Genomic DNA, 20,726 nt, shown 5'->3' with positions numbered 1-20,726 from the left:
ATTTCACTTCAATCCCTGCCTAAATGTCATTTAGGTAGGGATTGTTTGTACCGGTTCCCCATGAAATTTCATCTTCCCTTTCTTTATACCCTGCTATTGGGCGGTTGCGCCGCGTTTTTGCCTTCATTGGACGAACGCACCCAAAGCAGTTATCTTGACATACCTGCAACGCCGCGGCTGGACAGCGCATTAGGCATTCCTTCTACATCCTCCAAGACCGATGTTTCCCATATCTATCTGTTGAACGATGCCCATGAAGCCTTTGTCGCCCGTGCCGCCCTGATTGAATCCGCCGACCATACCCTCGATTTGCAGTACTATATCTGGCACAACGACATCTCCGGCAAGCTTCTCTTCAACCTGATTCATCGCGCGGCCGAACGCGGCGTCCGTGTGCGTTTGCTTCTGGACGACAACAACACCAACGGCATGGATGATCTCCTACTTGCACTCGACAATCATCCCAATATCGAAGTCCGTCTGTTTAATCCCTTTATTTTCAGAAAATGGCGTGCACTCGGCTACGTTGCCGACTTCCCGCGACTTAACCGCAGAATGCACAATAAATCGTTTACCGCCGACAACCGTGCCACCATTTTGGGCGGACGCAATATCGGCGACGAATATTTTAAGGTTAACGACGATACCATTTTTGCCGACCTCGATATCCTCGCCACAGGCCGCGTAGTAACCGAAGTTTCCCAAGACTTCGACCGCTATTGGGCAAGCCACTCCGCCTATAACGCGACCAGCATCATCAAACGGGGAAACATGCAAAAAGGATTGGCAGAGCTTGATTACACCGACCAAGATAAAAATCAAACGCTCATCCGCTACCGTCAAAGCATCGAACACTCCAACCTCTATCAAAAAATGCAGAGTAACCTTATGGAGTGGCAAAGTGTCAGCACACGCCTGATCAGCGATGACCCGGCCAAAGGCTTAGACCGCGACCGGCACAAACCGCCTATTTCCGAACGCCTGCAAGACGCCCTCAAGCAACCTGAAAAAAGCGTTTACCTTGTTTCCCCTTATTTTGTACCCACAAAATCAGGCGTTAAGGCCATAGAAAGGCTGATTCACAACGGCGTGGATGTTACCGTTCTGACCAATTCCCTCCAGGCGACCGACGTTGCCGCCGTCCATTCCGGCTACGTCAAATACCGCAAGCCCTTGCTTAAAGCCGGAGTTAAACTCTATGAGCTTCAACCCAACCACGCCGTTCCGACCTCCAAAGACCGCGGCTTGACCGGTAGCTCCGCCACCAGCTTGCATGCCAAAACTTTCATCGTGGACGAGAAACGCATTTTCATCGGCTCATTCAACCTCGACCCACGTTCCGCACGCCTCAATACCGAAATGGGCGTCGTCATTGAAAGCCCCGAAATCGCAGGCCAAATGCAGCGTACCCTCGTAACGACCACCCCAAGCTACGCCTATCAGGTAACGCTTGGCAATTACAACAAACTATACTGGTATGACCCAAGCGAAAAACGAACTTACGCACACGAACCCGAAGCCAAGTTCTGGAAACGGATGACTTCAAAAATCCTGTCCATCCTGCCCATAGAAGGATTATTATAGAGGCCGTCTGAAAACAAAAATCATGCAGCCGGAGGAATTCACCATGTCTCGACTCATCTGCAAAACCCTATTTGTTTGTACCACCTGCTTATTGTTGGCCTCCTGCGGCACCACTGGCAAGCATAAATCCCACAAGCCGCAAACAACCGCCAGAACAATCCAACCTGTCCGCATTTCCCATATCGACCACACCCAAGGTTCGCAGGAATTGATGCTTCACAGCCTAGGCCTGATCGGTACGCCCTACAAATGGGGAGGCAGCACCACAGCCACAGGCTTTGACTGTAGCGGCATGATCCAATTCGTCTATAAAAACGCCCTCAACGTCAATCTGCCACGCACCGCACGCGATATGGCCGCAGCCAGCCGAAAAATTCCCGACAGCAAATTGAAAGCCGGCGATCTTGTCTTCTTCAATACCGGCGGCGCACACAAATATTCCCATGTCGGCCTCTACATCGGCAACGGCGAATTTATTCACGCCCCCAGCAGCGGTAAAACCATCAAAACCGAAAAACTTTCCACTCCGTTCTACGCAAAAAACTATTTGGGCGCACATACTTTTTTTACTGAATAAATCAAGGCCGTCTGAAAGGTATCGCCACATCATCGATCCCTTTCAATCTATTGCTGATGAGTAAAACTTAGTTGCCAGATAGACCCATGCAAAATTTACCCATAACAAAGCAATAGAAAGATAACACTCAGTTTCAACAGCTTAAATCATCTTTCACCCTGTCATTTTGCAAGTACGAAACCATCAAGGATATATCATGCACACAGAATCCGTTCTCACCCTCCTCAAAACCCTGCAAAACCAAATCTGCGCCGCGTTGGAGCAAGAAGATGGCGAAGCCGAATTTGTGCATGAAGCATGGACGGGGAAACTGGGTATCGGCGAAACCCGCGTATTGAAAAACGGCGCAGTATTCGAGCAGGCTGGTGTAAATTTTTCGCATGTAAAGGGAACCAAAATGCCGGCTTCTGCCACTGCCCATCGTCCGGAATTGGCAGGCGCGGCGTTTGAAGCCATGGGCGTATCGCTGGTCATTCATCCGAAAAATCCTTATGTTCCAACCAGCCATGCCAATGTGCGCTTTTTTATTGCCTATCCTGAAAATGCCGAGCCGGTTTGGTGGTTTGGCGGCGGCTTTGATTTGACGCCGTTTTATCCTTTTGAGGAAGATATCGTGCATTGGCACACAGTGGCGCGGGACGTATGCGCGCCATTTGGCGAATCGGTTTATCCTGAATTCAAACAATGGTGTGACGAATATTTCTATTTGAAACACCGTAACGAAACACGCGGCGTGGGCGGCCTGTTTTTTGACGATTTAAACCGTTGGGATTTCGATACCTGCTTGAACTTTATCAAGGCAGTCGGGGAAGGCTATATCGCAGCGTATCTGCCGATTGTGGCCAAACGCAAAAACACGCCTTATGGAGAACGTGAACGAGATTTCCAACTCTACCGTCGCGGACGCTATGTCGAGTTTAACTTGGTTTGGGACAGAGGCACGCTGTTCGGCCTGCAAAGCGGCGGCCGTACGGAAAGCATTTTGATGTCCATGCCGCCTTTGGTACGCTTCGAGTATCAATATGTGCCGGAAGAAGGTTCACCCGAAGCACGCCTCAATCAATTCCTTATACCGCGCAACTGGCTGGAAGAAGCCGGCAGATAGTTTTACCTATCAAAGGCCGTCTGAAAAGCGATTCTCACTGGTTGAGACTACCTTTTCAGACGGCCTTTGCTTCAATTGCTTTGAATTTGCATACCTTTGCCTATCATGCTGTTTCATCTCTATAGAGTTTTTGAGACAATGCGCCCATATAAAAATCACCTCACAAACCACACTAAAAAGGAATAATCGGTGAAACGCATTTTCTTATTTATCGCAACCAATATCGCAGTTCTGGTTGTCATCCGTGTTATTTTGGCCATCTTGGGCATCAACAGTACCGACCAAGTCGGCAGCCTGTTGGCTTATTCCGCAGTCGTCGGCTTCAGCGGCTCGATTGTCTCCCTGCTGATGTCAAAAACCATCGCCAAACATTCGGTCGGCGCCGTCGTCATCGACCAACCCCAAAGCGAAGAAGAAGCTTGGCTGTTGGCAACTGTTGAAGCGCAAGCCCGCCAATGGAATCTGAAAACGCCGGAAGTAGCCATTTACGACTCTCCCGAGCCTAACGCCTTTGCAACCGGCGCAACCAAAAACAGCTCGCTCGTCGCTGTCAGCACCGGCCTGCTCGACCACATGACCCGCGATGAAGTCGAAGCTGTTTTAGCGCATGAAATGGCGCACGTCGGCAACGGCGATATGGTAACGCTGACGCTGATTCAAGGTATTGTGAATACTTTTGTCGTCTTCTTGGCGCGTATCGTTTCCAGCATGGTAGCGCGCAATAATGACGGCAGCACTTCGCAAGGTACATATTTCATGGTCAGCATAGTATTGCAGATCGTATTCGGCTTCCTCGCTAGCATCATTGTGATGTGGTTCAGCCGCCAACGCGAATACCGCGCCGATGCGGGCGCTGCAAAACTGGTGGGCGCGCCGAAAATGATTGCCGCCCTGCAACGCTTGAAAGGCAACCCCAGCGATTTGCCGCAAACCATGACGGCAATGGGCATTGCCAGTGAAGCCAAAGATTCTTGGTTCAGCACCCATCCTTCTTTGGATAACCGCATCAACCGTTTGAAAAACCGCTAATCGAAAACATCAAGGCCGTCTGAAACATCTATTTCAGACGGCCTCTTTTTATTTCTTCATCAAAGCCCGTTTGATGATAATCATCCAGTCTTTTTTATCCAACAGCGGCCGCTGGTTAAACACGTCATATTTGCAACCGTCCAGCTTCTGCAAAATCAACTGGCCGCCGACAATAATCATGCGCAGCTCAAAACCGATTCGCCCTTTGAGGGTTTTGCCCAACGGCGAGCCGGCCTTCAGCATTTGAAAGGCACGTTGGCACTCGTGCGCCATCAATCGTTGAAAAGCAAAGTCGGCTTTACCGGCCGCAATCTGTTCTTCGCTAACTTTGAACTTCTGCAAATCTTCCTGGGGGATGTACACGCGCCCTTTCTGCCAATCCACCGCCACGTCCTGCCAGAAATTAATCAGCTGCAAGGCAGTGCAAATGCCGTCGCTTTGCGCCATGCTCACTTCATCGGTTTGCCCGTACAAATGCAGCATAATGCGCCCCACAGGATTGGCGGACAAACGGCAATAGGCAATCAATTCGCCAAAGTTTTCATAACGGGTTTTAACCACATCCTGACTGAACGCCGCCAGCAAATCATAAAACGGCTGCAACGGCAATTGAAACGGCTCAATCGCTTCGTTATACAAACGCTGCATCAAAGCCGTTTGCGGTTTCCCACCTTGTGTAATGCGGTCTAACTCTGCCTTCAGTTTGTCCAGTTGGCGCAGGCGTTTGACTGCTTCGGCATTGCCTTCGTCGGCAATATCGTCCGCCGTCCGTGCAAAAGCATAAACGGCATGAACCGGCTTGCGCAAACGGCGTGGCAGCACAATGGAGCCGACTGGGAAGTTTTCGTAATGATTGACTGACATGGGAAATCCGAAAATTTAAAATAAAATGTTTTTGCTGACAGGCCGTCTGAAATTCAGACGGCCTTACGTTTGGCCGCAAAGAAATCCTGCAATACGCTTTGGCATTCTTCTGCCAATATGCTGCCCAAAATTGCGGTATGCTTGTTCAGACGTTTGTCGGCAAATAAATCGACCACGCTGCCTGCCGCACCGGTTTTGGCTTCAGCCGCACCATAAATCACACGCCCGACCCGCGCCTGTATCAAAGCAGATGCGCACATGGAGCAAGGCTCTAATGTGATGTACACATCGCAATCTTCCAAACGGTAGTTTTGCAAGGCTTTGCCTGCGGCGGCAAGTGCGTTGATTTCGGCATGATGGCTGACATTGTGGTCGCCAATGCAGGTATTGTGTGCCGCTGCGATTGCCTTACCTTGATATACGATGACCGCGCCAACCGGCACCTCACCCAATGCCGCCGATTGTCTGGCCTGTTCTATCGCCAGCCGCATAAAGGCTTCCGTATCGCTTTGCGAAGGGAAAACGGCAACAGGCGGATGATTTTTCAATGCCTCGCCCAGTTCCGTCTTTCTCTCCTCGGAAATATGCCGGACATCCATTCCTGAAACCAACGCGTCCAGTTGCCACAAAGTGCTTTTGGTTACGGTCAAACCCGATGCTTTCAGCAATAGAAACGATCGGACTGCGCCGATTTCCTGTAAATCTTCCAGTGTACAAATACCCAATTCTTTTAGCGCGGCCAATGTTTTAGGCGCAAGTGGTGGCGTGTTCAGCATAGATTATTCCTGAAAATGCTGACGCGCCAAGGCTAAGGCCGCCTGAACATAATCACTGTCTGCGTAAGGATCTAACGTGTGCGCCAAAGGAATTTTCCGCAACCAGGTCAACTGGCGTTTGGCAAGCTGGCGCGTGGCGACAATGCCTTTTTCGACAAAGGTGTCATAATCGGTTTCGCCTTCGAGATAATCCCAAGCCTGACGGTAGCCCACGCAGCGCATAGACGGCATATCGGCATGCAGCTGCGGATAATCGCGGCGTAAGGCGTGCATTTCATCGAGGAAACCGTGTTCCAGCATACTTAAAAAGCGTTTTTCGATTTGACGGTGTAACAAATGGCGCTCTTCGGGGATAAGGGCAACCGTACATAAATCCAATAAAGGCGCAGCCTGCTTCTGCTCTGTGAAATGTTCGCTCAAAGGCTTGCCGGTCAAAAGATAGACTTCCAAAGCGCGTTCAATACGCTGGCTGTCATTGGCTTTCAGACGGCTTGCCGTAATCGGGTCAACTTCCTGCAAACGGTGATACAGGCCTACCAGACCATGTTCGTTTTTTTCCGCCTGAAGCTGTGCGCGCACCGCCGTATCTGCGCCAGGCAAATCGTTCAAACCTTCCGTCAGCGCGTGGAAATACATCATTGTGCCACCGACAATCAGCGGATAGCGACCGCGCGCATGTATTTCATTCACCAAGCGCACGCAGTCGCCGACAAAATCCGCCGCGCTGTAACTTTCCAGCGGCGAGATAATATCAATCAAATGATGCGGTACGGCGGCAAGCTCTTCGGCAATCGGCTTGGCCGTACCGATGTCCATGCCGTGATACACCAGCGCGGAATCCAAACTGATGATTTCCACCGGCAACGATTGGGCAATATTTAAGGCCAGTGCGGTTTTACCGCCGGCTGTCGGGCCGAATACGGCGAAGGCTTTGGGCGCGTTCATAAGAAAACGGAAAAATTAAAAATGCGATTATAGCAAACCCGGGCAGACCATATTTCAGGCCGTCTGAAACATTTGCTCTACATTATCAAAAGCGTTACACTTGCTGCGCCGTTTCAGACGGCCTTTTATATTGATTTCAAACCTGCTGCTGCCGTCATTGCGCCGGCAGTCAAGCCGTCAGCGACACTGCGTCGCTGTAAACACGAAAGAACACACTATGACCGTATCTCCCGTAGCCTTGCGCCGTCAAACCGAGCGCAAGCCGCATCCGACTGCGCGTTATTGGAAAAAATGCGATGTCGAGGCTTTGTTTGGACTGCCTTTCCTCGACCTCGTTTTCCAAGCCGCCGAAATCCACCGCCAAAACTTCAACCCGCGCGAAATCCAACTTTCCACCCTGCTCTCCATCAAAACCGGCGGCTGTCCCGAAGACTGCGCCTACTGCCCGCAATCGGCACACCACAACACCAATCTGGGCAAAGAGCAGATGATGGACGTGGACGAAATCGTCGAAAAAGCCAAAATTGCCCAATCGCGCGGCGCCAGCCGTTTCTGCATGGGCGCGGCATGGCGCGGCCCCAAACCCAAAGACGTGGCTGTCGTTTCCGAAATCATCAGCGCGGTGAAAGGCTTGGGCATGGAAGTGTGCGGCACCTTCGGCATGCTCGAAGACGGCATGGCTGAAGACTTCAAAAAAGCCGGTTTGGACTACTACAACCACAACCTCGACACCGACCCCGAACGCTACAACGACATCATCCACACCCGTAAACACGAAGACCGCATGGATACTTTGGGCAAAGTCCGCAATGCCGGTTTGAAAGTCTGCTGCGGCGGCATCGTCGGTATGAACGAAACCCGCGCCGAACGCGCAGGCCTGATTGCCAGCCTTGCCAACCTCGATCCTCAGCCCGAAAGCGTACCGATTAACCAGTTGGTCAAAGTAGAAGGCACGCCGCTGGCCGATGCCGAAGATTTGGACTGGACGGAATTTGTCCGCACCATCGCCGTCGCGCGCATTACCATGCCGCACAGTTACGTTCGCCTGTCCGCAGGCCGCAGCAATATGCCGGAATCCATGCAGGCCATGTGTTTCATGGCTGGCGCAAACTCGATTTTCTACGGCGACAAGCTGCTGACTACGGGCAATCCGGACGAAGACGGCGACCGCCTGCTGATGGAAAAATTGAATTTGTATCCGCTGCGCTTTGAATTGGAAGAAGAATACAAAGCCGCTCAGGAAACGCCTAAAATCAAAGTCGACTATTAACCGCCATCATAAAAGGCCGTCTGAAGCTTTTTCAGACGGCCTTTTATCGTTATTCAACATGAAAACTTTCAATCTTCCGTATCCATTCTTCCTTTTCCGCCTCGCTCAAAAACGAAGCGCGGAACGAATTGGCGCACAAGGTTTTGACTTCTTCCGTACTCAAATCCAAAGCCTCGGCAAGCGCTTCAAAATTGCGGTTCATATAGCCGCCGAAATACGCCGGATCATCGGAATTGACGGTTACCAACACGCCGCGTTGCAACATACGGCGCAAATTGTGTTTCGCCATCTCCGGAAATACTTTCAATTTCAAATTGCTCAACGGGCAAACGGTCAACGGCATTTGCTCTGCAATCAAACGCGCCATCAAGGCCTCATCTTCTTCCGCCCGTACGCCATGATCGATACGGCGGACATGCAGTAAGTCCAAAGCCTCATAAACATATTCCGGCGGTCCTTCTTCTCCGGCATGGGCCACCGTCAACAAACCCTCCGCCCGCGCCTGCACAAACACGCGCTCAAACTTGGACGGCGGATGCCCCAATTCGCTCGAATCCAAGCCTACGCCGATGATGTGTTCTTTATAAGGCAAAGCCTGATTTAAGGTTTCAAATGCGCTTTCTTCCGACAAATGCCGCAGGAAACACATAATCAAACGCGTGCTTATACCCCATTGCTGCTCAGCTTCACGACAGGCACGGACAATGCCGTTAATCACGGTTTCAAACGCCACACCCCGCGCAGTATGGGTTTGCGGATCGAAAAATATTTCCGTATGCACGACATTGTCTTCATGGCAACGCTTAAGATACGCGCGGGTCAAATCGTAAAAATCCGCCTCGTGCAACAATACGCCGGCACCGGCATAATAAATATCCAAAAACGACTGCAGATTATGAAAATCATAAGCCTGCCGTACCGCATCGACATTTTCATAAGGAATCGCTATATGGTTGCGCTTGGCGATTTCAAACATCAACTCCGGCTCAAACGTCCCTTCGATATGGACGTGCAGCTCGGCTTTGGGCAGGGCTTGGATAATTTGTTTGATATTCATATTTTCTCTGTTTTTCGGTTTATATTTATTTAATATTGAAGGCCGTCTGAAACTTTCAGACGGCCTTTGACCATTTATCTGTTAAAAACCATTTTCCATCATGATTATCCTTTCAATAATAAACATATGTATATAAATATATTTTTATTTCCCACTAATTTATATACCCCCATATATACCCACAAATGCGAATCATCTTGAGCAATACTAAATACAACATAAATGTTGTATTTAGTATTGCAATTACAACATTTTTGTTGTATTATATCCTTACTGTATGGAAAGGAGGTGAATGATGAAATACAGCGAATTCAGGAAATGGCTACTCTCTCAAGGTGTAGAGTTTACCACGCTAAAACGCGGAAGCCATCAATTAATAAAACTTGGTAATAAAACATCAGTTTTCCCAAACCATGGTAGTAAAGAAATCGGTACGGGATTGGTTCAAAAAATCAAAAAAGACTTAGATCTTAAATAAATAAGAAATAAAAAGGAGCAAGCTCTAAGGAGCTTGCTACCTAATAACTATAATCGATTACTATGAAAGGTGCATATGTTAGCTTACCCCTATACTCTAACGCCAGACGATAATGGTACTTTATTAGTAACATTCCCAGATATTCCGGAAGCTGTCGCAGTCGGAGAAGACGAAGACACAGCAAGAATCGAAGCAATTGATGGCCTGATTTGCGCACTAGAAGGATATTTTGAAGACAGGAAAGCAGTCCCTCTGCCATCAGAAAATGATGGTGAGCATGTTGTCGTTTTACCGGCATTAGAAACAGCTAAAATCCTGCTACTTAATGAAATGGTACAACAAAATGTAAAGAAAGCCGAAATGGCAAGAAGATTAGGCGTACACATGCCGCAAATTGACCGCCTACTGAATTTGCGTCACAATACAAAAATTGATTTTTTGGAAAAAGCCGCTGAAAAGCTTGGCAAAAATCTGAATATCAGCTTCTCTTAACCTACTCTTTCCATACAGTAAGCTTTTATAGAGCAAGCCCCCGCAAGGGGGCTTTTTCATTCACCAGAAACAATACGACCATAAGCCTGCCATTCAGCCAGATCATTTCTTTGCTGGTCTGCTACTTCTGCCATTCCAGCATATTCAGCCGTGCATTTTCCGAATAATGCCCAACCTTTGGCAACTGATTCATCAGATGCGCCGGCGGTGCTATCGGTTGTGGGCAGGTTTCGGCGGCCACCTTGATTTCGGGCGTACTGCTGCACGCGGTCAAGCTCGCTGCGAAGGCTATTAATAACAGTTTTCGCATGGATTCGCTCCTTTTCTATTTTGGCTTGCATCGCAGCAAATTCAGCGGTGCGCACCCGTTCTTTTTCCAATGTTTCAGCAACACGCCGACCTTGGGCAACAGCAAAATCTTGGCTGATTTTTGCCGTAGCAACTGCCGCACCGCGCTTTTCAGCATCAGGAATAGCGACACCATAAACAAAGCCAAGCCAACACACCAAAACCACCACCAACACAATTAGGGACGTGATGATTCTGTTTTTAAGTATCCACGGAATCACGGCACTAATCCCTGTAAATAAACGGTTTTCCCACCGCGTTTAACGGAGGTCATAACCTGATTACGTTGAGCGCCATTGTGTCGGAAACCGATGTGCACCCATGCACCATCCCCACGCTCTGGGAATTCCAAGATCAACTGGTCAAATACCAGCTTTCCAACATCACGCATTTCAATCAGCTTTTTCGCAAAAGCAAATGAAGTCATGCCGATAGCGTCACAATCAGCCGCCGAACCAAAACGATGTGCCGATGTTGGGCTACCACCAACCAGCTTATTCACACGATCGCTACGAAAACAGCTTGTAACGATGATGCCACGGCCAACGTATTCACGAATTTTTTCCAACTGCTCAGCTGTCTTGCGGATATTCTGCATTTCCTTTTCAGTCGGAATGTTTTCAACACCCATACGGCGGGCGGTTTCGCTACGCGTCAATTCGCGCAAACTAAAATTTTGTGTTACTTGTGTCATATTCTACCTTTCAAAATAAAAAGGCCGTCTGAAAGCTTTTCAGACGGCCTTTTGCTAGTCTTTACTATCGATAAATTTGTCAGCCGTTTTCCTAAGCCACTTCTTCATCAATCCCGGGGCAATGGCCTGCACGGTATCCATCGCATGACCTGTCAAGATGCCGACAAACGCGCCGGCAATAGCGCAAGTCCATACTTGATTTAGCATTAAAAACCGTTCCGCTACTGAGGCCGCCGCAACCGCCGAAATCAAAGCTTCAAACAGGCTTGATACTGGCGCATCATGGTCTTTCATGCTTGACCACACGCTACCAATGACGCCGCCCCCTATCGCGAACAGATAGCCGATTTGAAAAAAATCGTGCATTATCCCCCCTTCTGTTTCCGTTTGAATTTATCCTCCGAAAACAAGAATTTAAGTGAGTTATTTCCAGCAAGTAAGCAAAGGAACGCCAAGACGGGCGGAATAACCATGCCTGTATGCGCAGGCGGATAGGCTGCCCAAAACGCATATGCCGTTAAATACCAGATAAATGCCGATACCAAAAGCATATAACCCGACAGCACATCCCCCTTGAATGTCTGCCAGTACATCGCCACCAGTTGCAGCACTCCAACACCGCCAAATACCAATATCAACGTAACCTCTGAAATATCCTTGAACTTATAGTATATTGGCCAACTATAAATGTCGTTCGGGGAGAATGCGAAGACCAGCGCATAACCAATCATCGAACACCCACTGACAAATTCAACAGCACGCGTGCCTGTACCAAACAACCACTGCTGAAACCGCACGGGAAGAAACCGCCATTCAAGAATATATTTAACCCATTTGAGCGAGTTACTCATTTTTTTGCCTCCAAGAAAAAAGGCCATCTGAAAGATGGCCTGTTACGCAAGTTTGCCAGTTACGGCGTAGTGAATCGTTTGCACGCCTGCGCTAAAGTAGTTTGAGCGGCAGGTAAAGCCGTCTTTATCCAATGTCAGCAGATACAGAACGCGGTTTTCGTTTGCGCCCATCACAGCAGGCTGACCGTGAAGCGTTGGCGTTTCTGAAAACTTCGCTTCAAATTCAACCGTTTGAATAGATTGAGCGTTGACCGTGACGGGAACAGTACGGATTTCCGTGTGTAGCCCGTTATTACTCCCACCAGCAGGCAGGACGAAGTTCAAGACGGCCTCTGTCTCCGTGCCAGTGTTGGTCACGCTTGCCGTCTCGCCTGTTGTTACCTTGCCAATGGTTACAGTTGCTGATTTGCCGTCAGAACCTTTTGGCCCTGTGTCGCCTTTATCGCCTTTCTGACCCGGCAGGCCACGTTCGCCATTTGTGCCATTTGTACCAGGTAAGCCAGGCAATCCTCGTTCGCCTCGCTCTCCAGTATCGCCTTTGTCCCCATTCGCGCCTGTATCGCCTTTCTCGCCTCGTTCGCCTTTGAACTTAGCGAGGAACTCCTCAAAAGTGCCGGTAAAACCAAGCTCTTTTTTAGCGCGGTCGTACAAGTCCTGACCAACACCATTGATGATAGCGGCGGCTTTTACGTCAATCTCGATTTTTGGCGTTTCGTCAGACAGCCTGAAAATATATTCAGTCATTTCGTGATTACCTCCAGCAGTTCGATTTCCCCACGAATCAGCGTTTGATGGGTAGAGGCGTTCAATATGTCATATCGCGCCCTACGCCATTTCACGCCGGCAGAAAATTCAGGCGGGAACGTTAAAAATAAAACCTGACCGTCTTTAGTCAGGTTTTCGCTTCCATCAAATTCGCCGCCGACACTTGGTCGGAATGTCATCTTTAAATCAAAAGACGACAAGTCGTATGGCTTGCCGTCCGATGTGATTGAGATTTCAAACCGCCGCGCGTTTCCTGTCGGGATTTCGATGTTAAGCGTTGGGATATGCGCTTTAATTTTTACAGTATCGCCCATAATCAACCTCTACAAATTGCTCACGCTCTTTGCTGACACGATGGCGGCAAGGTCGTTGGGCGACCAACGCCAGCCTGCGGGTAACCCCAATGCGGCGGCGCACCACTCGGAGCAAAACCAGCGGCGGCGGCTGTGCCGCAACCCAAAGGCAATGCCCAATGCGCCCTTCAAGTCGTAGCCTTGGCCTTTGGTTTCCGCCCATACCCTTTGCAGACGTTCGTGTGCCTCGGAGGTTGACACCATTGGGATTAAGTCCCACTTGTCATCAGGCAGCGGCATCTTTTTGGCGCGTACGCCGCCGTCCCTGATGGAGGCGGAGTAGCAGGTATAAACCGATGCCTGCGGATGTTCGCGCACCGCAATCTCACAATGGCTGTACTGGCCGCGGGTGAGGATACGGGTGAGCCAATCGGTAGCCCGGGCACACCACACACGCCAGCCGCTGCCGTCGCGGCGGCCTCGATAAAGGGCTAGATAGATGGGTTGCGTATTCATTTCGCGGCCTCCTCAAGCTCGGTGGCGGGCTGCTCATCAAAGTTTGCCGTCCAGCCGTCGCTGTAGTCGTATTCCAGCGGGTGTTCGGCTTTAAGCATGGCGGCTTTATGGCGTTCGGCGTTGATAAAATCCGCCTCCTCATCATCGTGCATGGTCTGCATGATTTCGCGCAGCAGCTCGGGTGTGAGCATCAAAAAGCTGTTATCCATCGTTTTCCAGTTGATGGGCTTTTTAAAACCGCCCGTTACGCTTTCCAGTGCCAGCGCTAGGTATTGCAGGCGGGTGGCGTCGTCGGTCTGAAACCACTTCCCAACCGATTTGGCGTACACCCCATGCCGCAGGTTGTCGTAGCGCTTGGCCTTGATGCGCTCCCACATCTCATCTTGCTGCTCGGCTTTGAGCCGGGCGGCACACTCTGGGTCAATCTGCCATTGAGTGCCGTCCCATGTGCTGGATGGGCATGGCGCGGGGTCGGCCAATACAGGCTTGCCGTCTTTGCCCGGCATCACGATTTGGCCGGTACATTGCCCGACAACCAGCGCCTCATGCTCGGCGGCGGTAAGGGCGATCGCACCTTCCGGCGGCGTATCGTCGGTGTGCAAAAATCCGTTTTGGTAAAAATACACAGTCATGATTCAGCTCCTTTATTTCCAACGCCCGATGGCGACAAAATTAACCGTCACATCCGGGGTGTTATAGTTCGGCTCGTACAACCAGTAGTGCACGGCCGACCGGTTACTCTGCCTGCTGTCAATGGTTACCCAAACATCGCGCACGTTGACTTCCGGTGCAGATATGGTGGCGACCACCACAGGGGCGGTGACAAAGGCCAGCGGCCACGTCAGCACCCGGGCTGTCGGGTTGTTATTGTGGTTTTGGATGCGCACCGTGCCGGATTCGATTTGTGTGCCGTCCGGCAGCCTGCAAATGTCAAACGTGCCGATTTTTTGGTGCACGGTGAGCGCGGCCACTGCCTCGGCAAAGTCGGTGATTTCGGCGGCACGGTGGGTGTGGGCTTTTAGAGCTACCTCATCGCGGTTGGCCTTGCGCTGTATATCTGCCGCCAGCGTGGAGGCATCCAATACACCGGCATTGGTTACTTTGCCAAACGCCTTAATCCACATCACCACGTCGTCCAGGCTGTTTTGAGCTTTAATGCACAATACCATCGCAATGGCTTTAGGGCGCACTTCGTGCGCCACCGGCACGCTGCGTGAGGCATCAAACGTCAGATAGTTATAACCTTGGCGGTGGCCGTCAATATCGGTGATGTAGGCGTTCGGTGAACCTTCGCCGCCGAACACGCCTTCCGGGTCTTTCGGGCCAAGCCCGAGCGTGCCATTGTTGTCACTGCAGAACGATGTTTTGCCCTTGATATTTCGGATGGCGTCGCCCTGCTGCGTGCCCACCGCAAGGCCGCCCGCAGCGTTACGGATAAAGCGGTCGTCGGCCTTGGGTACGGCATCGATTGAGCCGTACTGCGCCACCAGCTTGCGGTAGAGCTCTGGATAGGCGGCCTGCGTGACCTTGGCAGCAATCTCGTCGTACTTAATCCAGCCGTCCGGGATGTCCGCAACCGGGAAGTGGGCAGTCATGCCGATGTCGGAGCGCGTGAGGTTGGGCAGCTTGTTGCCGCCCAGTACGCGATACAGGTCGGGATAGGTGGATTGATTAAAGGGGCTGCCGTCGGCTGTCAGGTAGCCTTCGGGGTTGGTAACCGCGCGGGGGAAACCCACCACTGCGCCTACGGGCAAACCTTTGCCGCCGGCCTGCTCATCGATTAGTTTTTTCAGGGCGGCAAGCAGCTGGTCGCGCTTATCTGGATTAAGTGCCACACCCGCGCCCTCAATCACATTACAAATCTCCTCCTGCACATGGTTGCACCATTCGGCGTTAAACGCCGTAGGCAGCACGCCGCGCGGCAAATCGCCGTTTCTAAAGCCTGCTTTGCCGCTGCCGAACAGGTCGGCCACGGCGGAAGAAGTGGAAATCCGCTGCATAATCAATCGCTCCTAAACATATTTAAAAATCAGATAAGTGTGCGCCGGTTTAAGCTTGTTGAGTACACACTCGATGGCGCTGCGTTGGTACAGCTGCAGCGGGCTGTTGCAATCATCGTTACAGTTAGCCGGTCGGTGGTCGCCGCTGCCGCGCAGCGATACCGCCCAACAATAGCTGTCATTGTCGGAGTACAACGCGGCATTGCAGTCATCATTGCAGGTGGCCGGGAAAAACTCGGTAATTTCCGCCTGTGGTTGCCCGGATACGCGCAACAGATGCAGATAAAATGCCTTACTTTGCGCCCCGCCGCCTGCCAGCCGCGCCACCAGCGCCATACGCCGCGCCTGAATATCGCCGGCAGCTGATGCGCTACATTCATCAGGCAGCCCGGCGGTAGCTTCCCATTCCGGCAATGTTTCGTATGCGCCGTATGGCGTGGCTTCCGCCAGTAGTTCGGTGGCGCGTTGCTCAATACGGGCCAGCTCTAATGCCAACGCAGCGATAAAATCGGCCAGCGCCGGGTCGGATTCAGTTGCCCAGGCGCGGCCGGTTGGCAGCAACGCAGTAAGTTGGCTGCGGTAGGCAGCCTGCCTGATGCTTAAGTCCACGAGATACCTCCCAGCACCGCGATTTCATCTTGCTCACACACCACATCCGCTGCGGGGGAAAGCAGCATATGGTGTGTTTCGCCCGCCGCCAAACTAACCGCCTCGCTGATGCGCGAAATGCGGATAACCGAGCCCAGCGAGGCTTCGCGCCGGTAAAACAGACGCAGTGAGTTTTCCACTGCCTGCCGCACAGCGGCGGTATCGGGATACACTTTGATGCGATGCGCCACGGTTTTCAGTCGCGGCGCGACGACCGACACCCGCGCCGTTACCGGACGCAGCAGCTCTAAATGCTGCCGTACCGCATCCAGCAATGTGCTGTTGGGCACGATGTTATCGCCGCCTGCCACATACACCACAACGTGGTTAATCTCGCCGCCGTTTGGTTTAACCCAAGCGCGAGCAATACCCGGCACCTCGAGCGACCAGCGGATATAGTCGGACACACTGCCGCCCATCGGTGGGTTGCGTATGCGCTGCAGCAAACGTTCGCGCAGCTCTTCGTCGCTTTCTGCCACCGCACCGCCGGCGAGCCCGACACTATCCACTGTGGCTGTGCCGCCGCTGTATCGCAACACCGCACCCGCGCTGGCGTTGCCGGCCGGGCCCGGCTCCAACGCATCCAACTGCACTGTATTGCCTGCTACCGCGCGCACCGAATAGCGCACGCCGTCTTCCCGCCGCAGCTCATCACCCACCAAAGGCAGGCTGCCCGACACAGTAGCCTGTCCGCTGGCAAACGCTGCAGGTTTGCGTGGCACGGTAAGCCAGGTGCGGGCGTGGCGGTCAAGCTCATCGCCTGCGGCCGTGATTGGCAGCATCTGTTGGGCAATCCAATCCAAATGCCCGTGCAAGAGGTGCGATGCTGCGCCCAAAGCTGCGCCGAATACCGATGCCACATCACCTTCCTGCGGGTGCGGGTAGGGTGAGAGGCGGCTGCTGATGTCCAATTCCACCCGTCGGCACAATTCCGGCAGGCTTGGTCGTTCAAACGCCATGATTTACGCTCCACAAATAATCAAAACGGCGGATTTCTCCGCCGTCTTTTTCGATTTCGATATACAACATCGCGCAAGTGAGCGTGTGCCGTTCCGCCCGCACCCGCACTGCCGCCGCGATTTTCTTTTCCGTGAGCCAGGCGAGCGCCTCGGCGGCATATTCCTCCGCTCGCAGCAGGGAGTCGGCAGTAATTTTCTGCCGTTCCAGCAGCCACAGCCGCGATCCGATACGGCGCGGGCGGAAGCTATCGCCCCACCAGCCGCGCTTGTCGCCGTCTCCGCCGGGCAGTACATCGTCGTTTTCGGCGCGGCGGTCGGTGCCAAGGCTCATCCATACTGCCGATTTAAGCCAATCCACCCCGGCAAACAACAGGCGGCTGCCGCCATCTGCTTGAGGCATCAGTCCCAGCATAGTGCTTACTCCATTCGTTCGTTCGGCTGGTCGGTATTGCCGCCGCCGTCGTTTTCGTGGTGGGTGTGGCGGTTAAACAGCGCACGCATCCAACCCATGCTAAAGCGCCCGCCTTGGTCTTTCACGTCTTCTTTAAACACTGCCGACTTGGTGCCGCTCACTTCGCCGTCCAGCGTAATTTTCGGCGCTTTGATGGTGGCGGATGTTTTGGCATTGACCTCAAACACCGGGGTCTCTATCACGCATTTGTCTTTGTACAGCGTGATGTTGTGCCCCCATAGGTTGTAAACTGCCGCTTCGCCCTCGGCCAGATTGTTGCGGCGGGTACCCTTGTGTTCGGCGCACAAGGCAATCGGGTGGTCGTGGTTTCCCGCCACGAATACCACCACCGCCTCGCTGCCCACCGGCGGATGTGCCGAAAAACCGAATGGCTGAAACAGCTCCACCTCGTCGTGCACATCGCCCGCCTGCGCCTCTAGGGTAACGGTTTGCGTGGCGGCGGCATCGTTGATTAAATTTAAAATCGCCCTGCCGATCATATTTTTCAGCGCCTGCATTATGATTTTCCTCTTTCAAAGTTTCCGGGTTTGTAATTACCTTGCGCATCGGGTTTGATCACCAGCACATCGCCGGATACCGCGTTTTGCCCCTTACCCTGCCGCCCGCGTTTGCCGCCACTGCGGCCTTTACCGCCACTGTGGCCTTTACCGCGTGCGGGTTTGGCGGCGGTGTTGCGGTTGGCTTTTTCCGCTGCTTCGGGCGATGGCAGCAGCGCTTCCGGGCGGATTAGCTCGATTTTGGTTATCTCGCCCGAATCATCGTAGCCGTACTCGACCGCCGAAATCAGCAATTCGCCCTGTACTGCCAGCGTAGCCGCTTCCACTTGTGCACGCTGGTTGATGTCCCACAGCTGGCCATTGTGCTGCGTCCAGCCCGCCACCGTGCAGGATAGCTGTGTGCTTTTCGCTTCGCGCACCTGCTTTTCCCATTCCGCCTGCCGCCGTGCCATCTCGGGCGTAGCCTGCCCGTCGGCGGATTTGGCAAACGGCCGGTGGCGCTTGATGGCCTCATCCTTAACTGCAGAGCGCACATGAGCCGCCGCCTTGCCGTGGTCGTTGTCTTTGCCCGCCCGCTGGCCGGTGATGGTGTATTCTGAAAACCGCTCCGAATAATCGTAATCGGCCGTGCCGGATTTGATGTTGCCGCCTAAAACCAGCGGCGTAGCCGCCTGTTGTGCTCCGGCATGGGTCAAAACCAATGCGCCCCGTGCCTGTACCAGCAAAATACCGGCGATTTTCGCCGCCCGTTCCAAGGCTTTAAATACCGTTTCGCCCGGCTCGGTTTTAAACACCGCCAGCGGCTTGCCCGGCTCGGTCTCCAACACCACCTCGATACTAAACGGCGCACACAGCTCTTTAGCCAAGTCCAAAATCGACACATTACGCCATTGCTTCACGGCAGCGGCGCAATCCACCAAATCGCCGGTTTTATCCCGTCCGGCCACGGCAATGCTGTGGCTGCTGTCCGATACATCGAGCGTGGTTTTGTCGATATAGCCCTTAATCACCACCTGCCCGGCCACCCGCACTTCGCACTCGTCGTTCGGGCGGATCGGCCAATGTATTGCCTCGCCGCCCACGTTTTCGGTGCACTCGATGTTAAATGCACCAGCGGCAGTGCCGATGCTACGGCTGATGGATACGCTCGTCCAACCGCCGTACAAAACGCCGTTTACCAATAGCTCGATAGCCATTTACTGCTCCTTAATCCGACAACACCCGCAGCGGGCGCACCGGCATAAAGCCCGGATGCGCGACCGGGTTATGCCGCAAAATCTCGCTGCTGCGCCGCGCATCGCCGTGCAAGCGATAAGCCAATACCACCACCGGCAGCGGGCGCTGCGGGGTGTAATCCACTAGGCGCGGCAGTTCGTTTTCCGTGTCCGGCAAAGCCTGCACGATAGCGGCGCGCAAATCCTGCGCCGCCGAAAATGCCGAATCCGGCAGCTGCGGCGCGAGCTCGTCTAACCACGCCAATAGCAGGCGGCGCAGCGCCACCGCCTCATCCAGCGATTCAAACAGCGGGGCGGCGGCCGCCTTCGGCGCAATGCGGCTGGATGGTTGGTTGCTGCCGCCACCGAAATTGCCACCCGGCTGCGGCAGCTCGATATGCACATCATCCGGCCGCACAACCGCCGTGGACGCAGCCGCATTTAAAGCCGCAGCCTCAAACAACACCTGCACCGCCTGCCGGTTGGATTCGGCACGCTGATACGGCGTAGGGTTGGCTGGCAGCCCGCGCGATACTTCGCGCTTCCCTGTGCGAAACGCCTTGGCCAGCCCCATAATGCCGCCCAAAGGCTGGCCGAAGCTGCCGGTTAAATCGGTAAACAGTCCGATGATGCGGCTACCCAACACCGCCGGTGTTGCCGATAGCTCGCCCACCGCATCCAACAACTGCCGCACCTGCCGCAAAAACGGCGATTGTTTGGACAAATCCAGCAGACCGCCCACCGTAGTCAGTCGCTGGATGCGCTCGGTGAGCGCCTGCAGATTGTCGCGGCTTAAAAAATCCGGCAAGCCGTCCAAATCAAACCACTTGCCGAAGGCTTCGGCCAGCTGCCCGTCCAGCGTATCCGCCGCATCCAACAGGTTGCCTGCCGGGTCGGATTCCGCCGCCGGATAGCGGCTCTCGCCCGCCTCCACAAAGGTTAAATCAAACACCGCCATGCCGCCGGCTTCGCCGCTCTCGCTCACGCTTACCGCTGTGCATACCACGCGCAGCGCACCGAAATACGGGTGCACCAACTGGCCGGGCCCGGGAGCGTTTACCGCATCCAGCAGCGCATCACGGGCTTGCTGGTAGTCCTTGCCCACCACAAAGCCGCGCAGCGTAAAACCCCGTGCCTTCGCGCCGAGGTCTTCCACGTAGGGCTTGTCGCGGCCGGGGTATTCGTGTACCACCACCCGCCGACCCTGCGCGCTGCTGTGCGCTTCCACGCCGAATGCCGCCTGTTTAAACGAGGCCGGCCGCAGCCTGTCTTTCCACGCCATTTTTTTACTC

At 53.2% G+C, this 20,726-nt stretch carries 26 protein-coding genes; 7 read left to right on the top strand and 19 right to left on the bottom strand.

The annotated features are described in order from the left end of the window. The first annotated feature begins 60 nt into the window (after positions 1–60). The 4 genes from HMPREF2608_RS10715 to htpX all read left to right on the top strand — a co-directional run bounded on the left by HMPREF2608_RS10715 (position 61) and on the right by htpX (position 4,295). Positions 61–1,584, top strand: coding sequence for a phospholipase D family protein (locus HMPREF2608_RS10715; RefSeq protein WP_070827018.1), 1,524 nt, complete (start codon positions 61–63; stop codon positions 1,582–1,584). Between the two features lie 43 nt (positions 1,585–1,627). After that, on the top strand, positions 1,628–2,161 hold the full coding sequence (locus tag HMPREF2608_RS10710; RefSeq protein WP_070827048.1) for a C40 family peptidase: 534 nt from the start codon (positions 1,628–1,630) through the stop codon (positions 2,159–2,161). A 196-nt stretch (positions 2,162–2,357) separates the two neighbouring features. After that, positions 2,358–3,266 carry an oxygen-dependent coproporphyrinogen oxidase gene (hemF, locus tag HMPREF2608_RS10705; protein ID WP_070827017.1) on the top strand — a complete coding sequence of 303 codons (909 nt, stop codon included), beginning with the start codon at positions 2,358–2,360 and terminating at the stop codon, positions 3,264–3,266. A 189-nt stretch (positions 3,267–3,455) separates the two neighbouring features. Then, the gene (htpX, locus tag HMPREF2608_RS10700; protein WP_070827016.1) at positions 3,456–4,295 is read left to right on the top strand and encodes a protease HtpX; all 840 of its coding nucleotides are present in this window, start codon (positions 3,456–3,458) and stop codon (positions 4,293–4,295) included. A gap of 48 nt (positions 4,296–4,343) precedes the next feature. On the opposite strand, the gene hpnC is transcribed toward htpX, so the two are convergent. From hpnC to miaA, 3 genes are read right to left on the bottom strand one after another with little or no spacing between them, the layout of a single operon-like run. After that, positions 4,344–5,159: a squalene synthase HpnC gene (gene hpnC, locus HMPREF2608_RS10695; RefSeq protein WP_070827015.1), complete on the bottom strand. Its 816-nt coding sequence runs from the start codon at positions 5,157–5,159 to the stop codon at positions 4,344–4,346. A gap of 53 nt (positions 5,160–5,212) precedes the next feature. Then, positions 5,213–5,935: a tRNA adenosine(34) deaminase TadA gene (tadA, locus tag HMPREF2608_RS10690; RefSeq protein ID WP_070827014.1), complete on the bottom strand. Its 723-nt coding sequence runs from the start codon at positions 5,933–5,935 to the stop codon at positions 5,213–5,215. Between the two features lie 3 nt (positions 5,936–5,938). After that, complete coding sequence (miaA, locus tag HMPREF2608_RS10685; protein ID WP_070827013.1) at positions 5,939–6,880, bottom strand: tRNA (adenosine(37)-N6)-dimethylallyltransferase MiaA; 942 nt, start codon at positions 6,878–6,880, stop codon at positions 5,939–5,941. Between the two features lie 217 nt (positions 6,881–7,097). Between miaA and bioB the strand changes: the two genes are divergently transcribed. Beyond that, the gene (gene bioB, locus HMPREF2608_RS10680) at positions 7,098–8,150 is read left to right on the top strand and encodes a biotin synthase BioB (RefSeq protein WP_004519884.1); all 1,053 of its coding nucleotides are present in this window, start codon (positions 7,098–7,100) and stop codon (positions 8,148–8,150) included. Positions 8,151–8,199: 49 nt separating this feature from the next. On the opposite strand, the gene HMPREF2608_RS10675 is transcribed toward bioB, so the two are convergent. Then, positions 8,200–9,207, bottom strand: a complete 1,008-nt coding sequence (locus HMPREF2608_RS10675; RefSeq protein WP_070827012.1) for an adenosine deaminase — start codon at positions 9,205–9,207, stop codon at positions 8,200–8,202. Positions 9,208–9,502: 295 nt separating this feature from the next. Here HMPREF2608_RS10675 and HMPREF2608_RS10670 point away from each other — a divergent pair, with 295 nt between their 5' ends. Together HMPREF2608_RS10670 and HMPREF2608_RS10665 are read left to right on the top strand one after the other, a co-directional pair. Continuing rightward, positions 9,503–9,685 (top strand): type II toxin-antitoxin system HicA family toxin, encoded by a 183-nt coding sequence (locus tag HMPREF2608_RS10670; RefSeq protein ID WP_049343624.1) that lies wholly within the window; start codon positions 9,503–9,505, stop codon positions 9,683–9,685. Between the two features lie 75 nt (positions 9,686–9,760). After that, positions 9,761–10,177, top strand: coding sequence for a type II toxin-antitoxin system HicB family antitoxin (locus HMPREF2608_RS10665; protein ID WP_070827011.1), 417 nt, complete (start codon positions 9,761–9,763; stop codon positions 10,175–10,177). A gap of 56 nt (positions 10,178–10,233) precedes the next feature. Here HMPREF2608_RS10665 and HMPREF2608_RS10660 read toward each other — a convergent pair whose 3' ends face one another. The 15 genes from HMPREF2608_RS10660 to HMPREF2608_RS10590 are packed head-to-tail and all read right to left on the bottom strand — an operon-like array spanning position 10,234 to position 20,716. Further along, positions 10,234–10,746: a hypothetical protein gene (locus HMPREF2608_RS10660; protein ID WP_141761495.1), complete on the bottom strand. Its 513-nt coding sequence runs from the start codon at positions 10,744–10,746 to the stop codon at positions 10,234–10,236. Next, a complete protein-coding gene (locus tag HMPREF2608_RS10655; protein ID WP_070827009.1) occupies positions 10,743–11,219 on the bottom strand; it encodes a D-Ala-D-Ala carboxypeptidase family metallohydrolase in 477 nt (158 codons plus the stop codon). Before HMPREF2608_RS10655 ends, HMPREF2608_RS10660 begins: the two co-directional genes overlap by 4 nt. Before the next feature lie 54 nt (positions 11,220–11,273). Further along, the gene (locus tag HMPREF2608_RS10650) at positions 11,274–11,585 is read right to left on the bottom strand and encodes a hypothetical protein (RefSeq protein ID WP_070827008.1); all 312 of its coding nucleotides are present in this window, start codon (positions 11,583–11,585) and stop codon (positions 11,274–11,276) included. Further along, positions 11,585–12,070: a hypothetical protein gene (locus HMPREF2608_RS10645; RefSeq protein ID WP_070827047.1), complete on the bottom strand. Its 486-nt coding sequence runs from the start codon at positions 12,068–12,070 to the stop codon at positions 11,585–11,587. The genes HMPREF2608_RS10650 and HMPREF2608_RS10645 overlap by 1 nt, the downstream gene beginning before the upstream one ends. A gap of 42 nt (positions 12,071–12,112) precedes the next feature. Beyond that, positions 12,113–12,814: a collagen-like triple helix repeat-containing protein gene (locus HMPREF2608_RS10640; RefSeq protein ID WP_070827007.1), complete on the bottom strand. Its 702-nt coding sequence runs from the start codon at positions 12,812–12,814 to the stop codon at positions 12,113–12,115. After that, entirely contained in the window at positions 12,811–13,149 is a 339-nt protein-coding gene (locus tag HMPREF2608_RS10635) for a hypothetical protein (RefSeq protein ID WP_070827006.1), read from the bottom strand. The genes HMPREF2608_RS10640 and HMPREF2608_RS10635 overlap by 4 nt, the downstream gene beginning before the upstream one ends. 9 nt (positions 13,150–13,158) lie before the next feature. Beyond that, complete coding sequence (locus HMPREF2608_RS10630; protein WP_070827005.1) at positions 13,159–13,644, bottom strand: enoyl-CoA hydratase; 486 nt, start codon at positions 13,642–13,644, stop codon at positions 13,159–13,161. After that, positions 13,641–14,276 carry a DUF4376 domain-containing protein gene (locus HMPREF2608_RS10625; protein WP_070827004.1) on the bottom strand — a complete coding sequence of 212 codons (636 nt, stop codon included), beginning with the start codon at positions 14,274–14,276 and terminating at the stop codon, positions 13,641–13,643. Before HMPREF2608_RS10625 ends, HMPREF2608_RS10630 begins: the two co-directional genes overlap by 4 nt. 12 nt (positions 14,277–14,288) lie before the next feature. Beyond that, complete coding sequence (locus HMPREF2608_RS10620) at positions 14,289–15,644, bottom strand: phage tail protein (protein WP_070827003.1); 1,356 nt, start codon at positions 15,642–15,644, stop codon at positions 14,289–14,291. Between the two features lie 12 nt (positions 15,645–15,656). After that, positions 15,657–16,253, bottom strand: coding sequence for a YmfQ family protein (locus HMPREF2608_RS10615; protein ID WP_084824633.1), 597 nt, complete (start codon positions 16,251–16,253; stop codon positions 15,657–15,659). Beyond that, on the bottom strand, positions 16,244–17,251 hold the full coding sequence (locus HMPREF2608_RS10610; RefSeq protein WP_070827002.1) for a baseplate J/gp47 family protein: 1,008 nt from the start codon (positions 17,249–17,251) through the stop codon (positions 16,244–16,246). The genes HMPREF2608_RS10615 and HMPREF2608_RS10610 overlap by 10 nt, the downstream gene beginning before the upstream one ends. Continuing rightward, the gene (locus tag HMPREF2608_RS10605; RefSeq protein ID WP_070827001.1) at positions 17,241–17,663 is read right to left on the bottom strand and encodes a phage GP46 family protein; all 423 of its coding nucleotides are present in this window, start codon (positions 17,661–17,663) and stop codon (positions 17,241–17,243) included. The genes HMPREF2608_RS10610 and HMPREF2608_RS10605 overlap by 11 nt, the downstream gene beginning before the upstream one ends. A 5-nt stretch (positions 17,664–17,668) precedes the next feature. After that, positions 17,669–18,220 (bottom strand): phage baseplate assembly protein V, encoded by a 552-nt coding sequence (locus tag HMPREF2608_RS10600; RefSeq protein WP_070827000.1) that lies wholly within the window; start codon positions 18,218–18,220, stop codon positions 17,669–17,671. Continuing rightward, complete coding sequence (locus tag HMPREF2608_RS10595; RefSeq protein ID WP_070826999.1) at positions 18,220–19,416, bottom strand: phage baseplate assembly protein; 1,197 nt, start codon at positions 19,414–19,416, stop codon at positions 18,220–18,222. Before HMPREF2608_RS10595 ends, HMPREF2608_RS10600 begins: the two co-directional genes overlap by 1 nt. 10 nt (positions 19,417–19,426) lie before the next feature. Beyond that, positions 19,427–20,716 (bottom strand): DNA circularization protein, encoded by a 1,290-nt coding sequence (locus HMPREF2608_RS10590; protein WP_070826998.1) that lies wholly within the window; start codon positions 20,714–20,716, stop codon positions 19,427–19,429. Positions 20,717–20,726: the final 10 nt, after the last annotated feature.

The sequence above is a fragment of the Neisseria sp. HMSC064D07 genome, assembly GCF_001837185.1.
Lineage (GTDB): Bacteria > Pseudomonadota > Gammaproteobacteria > Burkholderiales > Neisseriaceae > Neisseria > Neisseria flavescens_C.
The sequence above is the reverse complement of the archived record's forward strand: the minus strand, read 5'-3'. Positions and strand labels throughout refer to the sequence as shown.

Coding starts and splice junctions, on each gene's coding strand:
- HMPREF2608_RS10715 (WP_070827018.1), top strand. CDS start 61: ATGAAATTTCATCTTCCCTTTCTTTATACCCTGCTATTGGGCGGTTGC.
- HMPREF2608_RS10710 (WP_070827048.1), top strand. CDS start 1,628: ATGTCTCGACTCATCTGCAAAACCCTATTTGTTTGTACCACCTGCTTA.
- hemF (WP_070827017.1), top strand. CDS start 2,358: ATGCACACAGAATCCGTTCTCACCCTCCTCAAAACCCTGCAAAACCAA.
- hpnC (WP_070827015.1), bottom strand. CDS start 5,159: ATGTCAGTCAATCATTACGAAAACTTCCCAGTCGGCTCCATTGTGCTG.
- tadA (WP_070827014.1), bottom strand. CDS start 5,935: ATGCTGAACACGCCACCACTTGCGCCTAAAACATTGGCCGCGCTAAAA.
- miaA (WP_070827013.1), bottom strand. CDS start 6,880: ATGAACGCGCCCAAAGCCTTCGCCGTATTCGGCCCGACAGCCGGCGGT.
- bioB (WP_004519884.1), top strand. CDS start 7,098: ATGACCGTATCTCCCGTAGCCTTGCGCCGTCAAACCGAGCGCAAGCCG.
- HMPREF2608_RS10675 (WP_070827012.1), bottom strand. CDS start 9,207: ATGAATATCAAACAAATTATCCAAGCCCTGCCCAAAGCCGAGCTGCAC.
- HMPREF2608_RS10670 (WP_049343624.1), top strand. CDS start 9,503: ATGAAATACAGCGAATTCAGGAAATGGCTACTCTCTCAAGGTGTAGAG.
- HMPREF2608_RS10665 (WP_070827011.1), top strand. CDS start 9,761: ATGTTAGCTTACCCCTATACTCTAACGCCAGACGATAATGGTACTTTA.
- HMPREF2608_RS10655 (WP_070827009.1), bottom strand. CDS start 11,219: ATGACACAAGTAACACAAAATTTTAGTTTGCGCGAATTGACGCGTAGC.
- HMPREF2608_RS10650 (WP_070827008.1), bottom strand. CDS start 11,585: ATGCACGATTTTTTTCAAATCGGCTATCTGTTCGCGATAGGGGGCGGC.
- HMPREF2608_RS10645 (WP_070827047.1), bottom strand. CDS start 12,070: ATGAGTAACTCGCTCAAATGGGTTAAATATATTCTTGAATGGCGGTTT.
- HMPREF2608_RS10640 (WP_070827007.1), bottom strand. CDS start 12,814: ATGACTGAATATATTTTCAGGCTGTCTGACGAAACGCCAAAAATCGAG.
- HMPREF2608_RS10635 (WP_070827006.1), bottom strand. CDS start 13,149: ATGGGCGATACTGTAAAAATTAAAGCGCATATCCCAACGCTTAACATC.
- HMPREF2608_RS10630 (WP_070827005.1), bottom strand. CDS start 13,644: ATGAATACGCAACCCATCTATCTAGCCCTTTATCGAGGCCGCCGCGAC.
- HMPREF2608_RS10625 (WP_070827004.1), bottom strand. CDS start 14,276: ATGACTGTGTATTTTTACCAAAACGGATTTTTGCACACCGACGATACG.
- HMPREF2608_RS10620 (WP_070827003.1), bottom strand. CDS start 15,644: ATGCAGCGGATTTCCACTTCTTCCGCCGTGGCCGACCTGTTCGGCAGC.
- HMPREF2608_RS10610 (WP_070827002.1), bottom strand. CDS start 17,251: ATGGCGTTTGAACGACCAAGCCTGCCGGAATTGTGCCGACGGGTGGAA.
- HMPREF2608_RS10605 (WP_070827001.1), bottom strand. CDS start 17,663: ATGCTGGGACTGATGCCTCAAGCAGATGGCGGCAGCCGCCTGTTGTTT.
- HMPREF2608_RS10600 (WP_070827000.1), bottom strand. CDS start 18,220: ATGCAGGCGCTGAAAAATATGATCGGCAGGGCGATTTTAAATTTAATC.
- HMPREF2608_RS10595 (WP_070826999.1), bottom strand. CDS start 19,416: ATGGCTATCGAGCTATTGGTAAACGGCGTTTTGTACGGCGGTTGGACG.
- HMPREF2608_RS10590 (WP_070826998.1), bottom strand. CDS start 20,716: ATGGCGTGGAAAGACAGGCTGCGGCCGGCCTCGTTTAAACAGGCGGCA.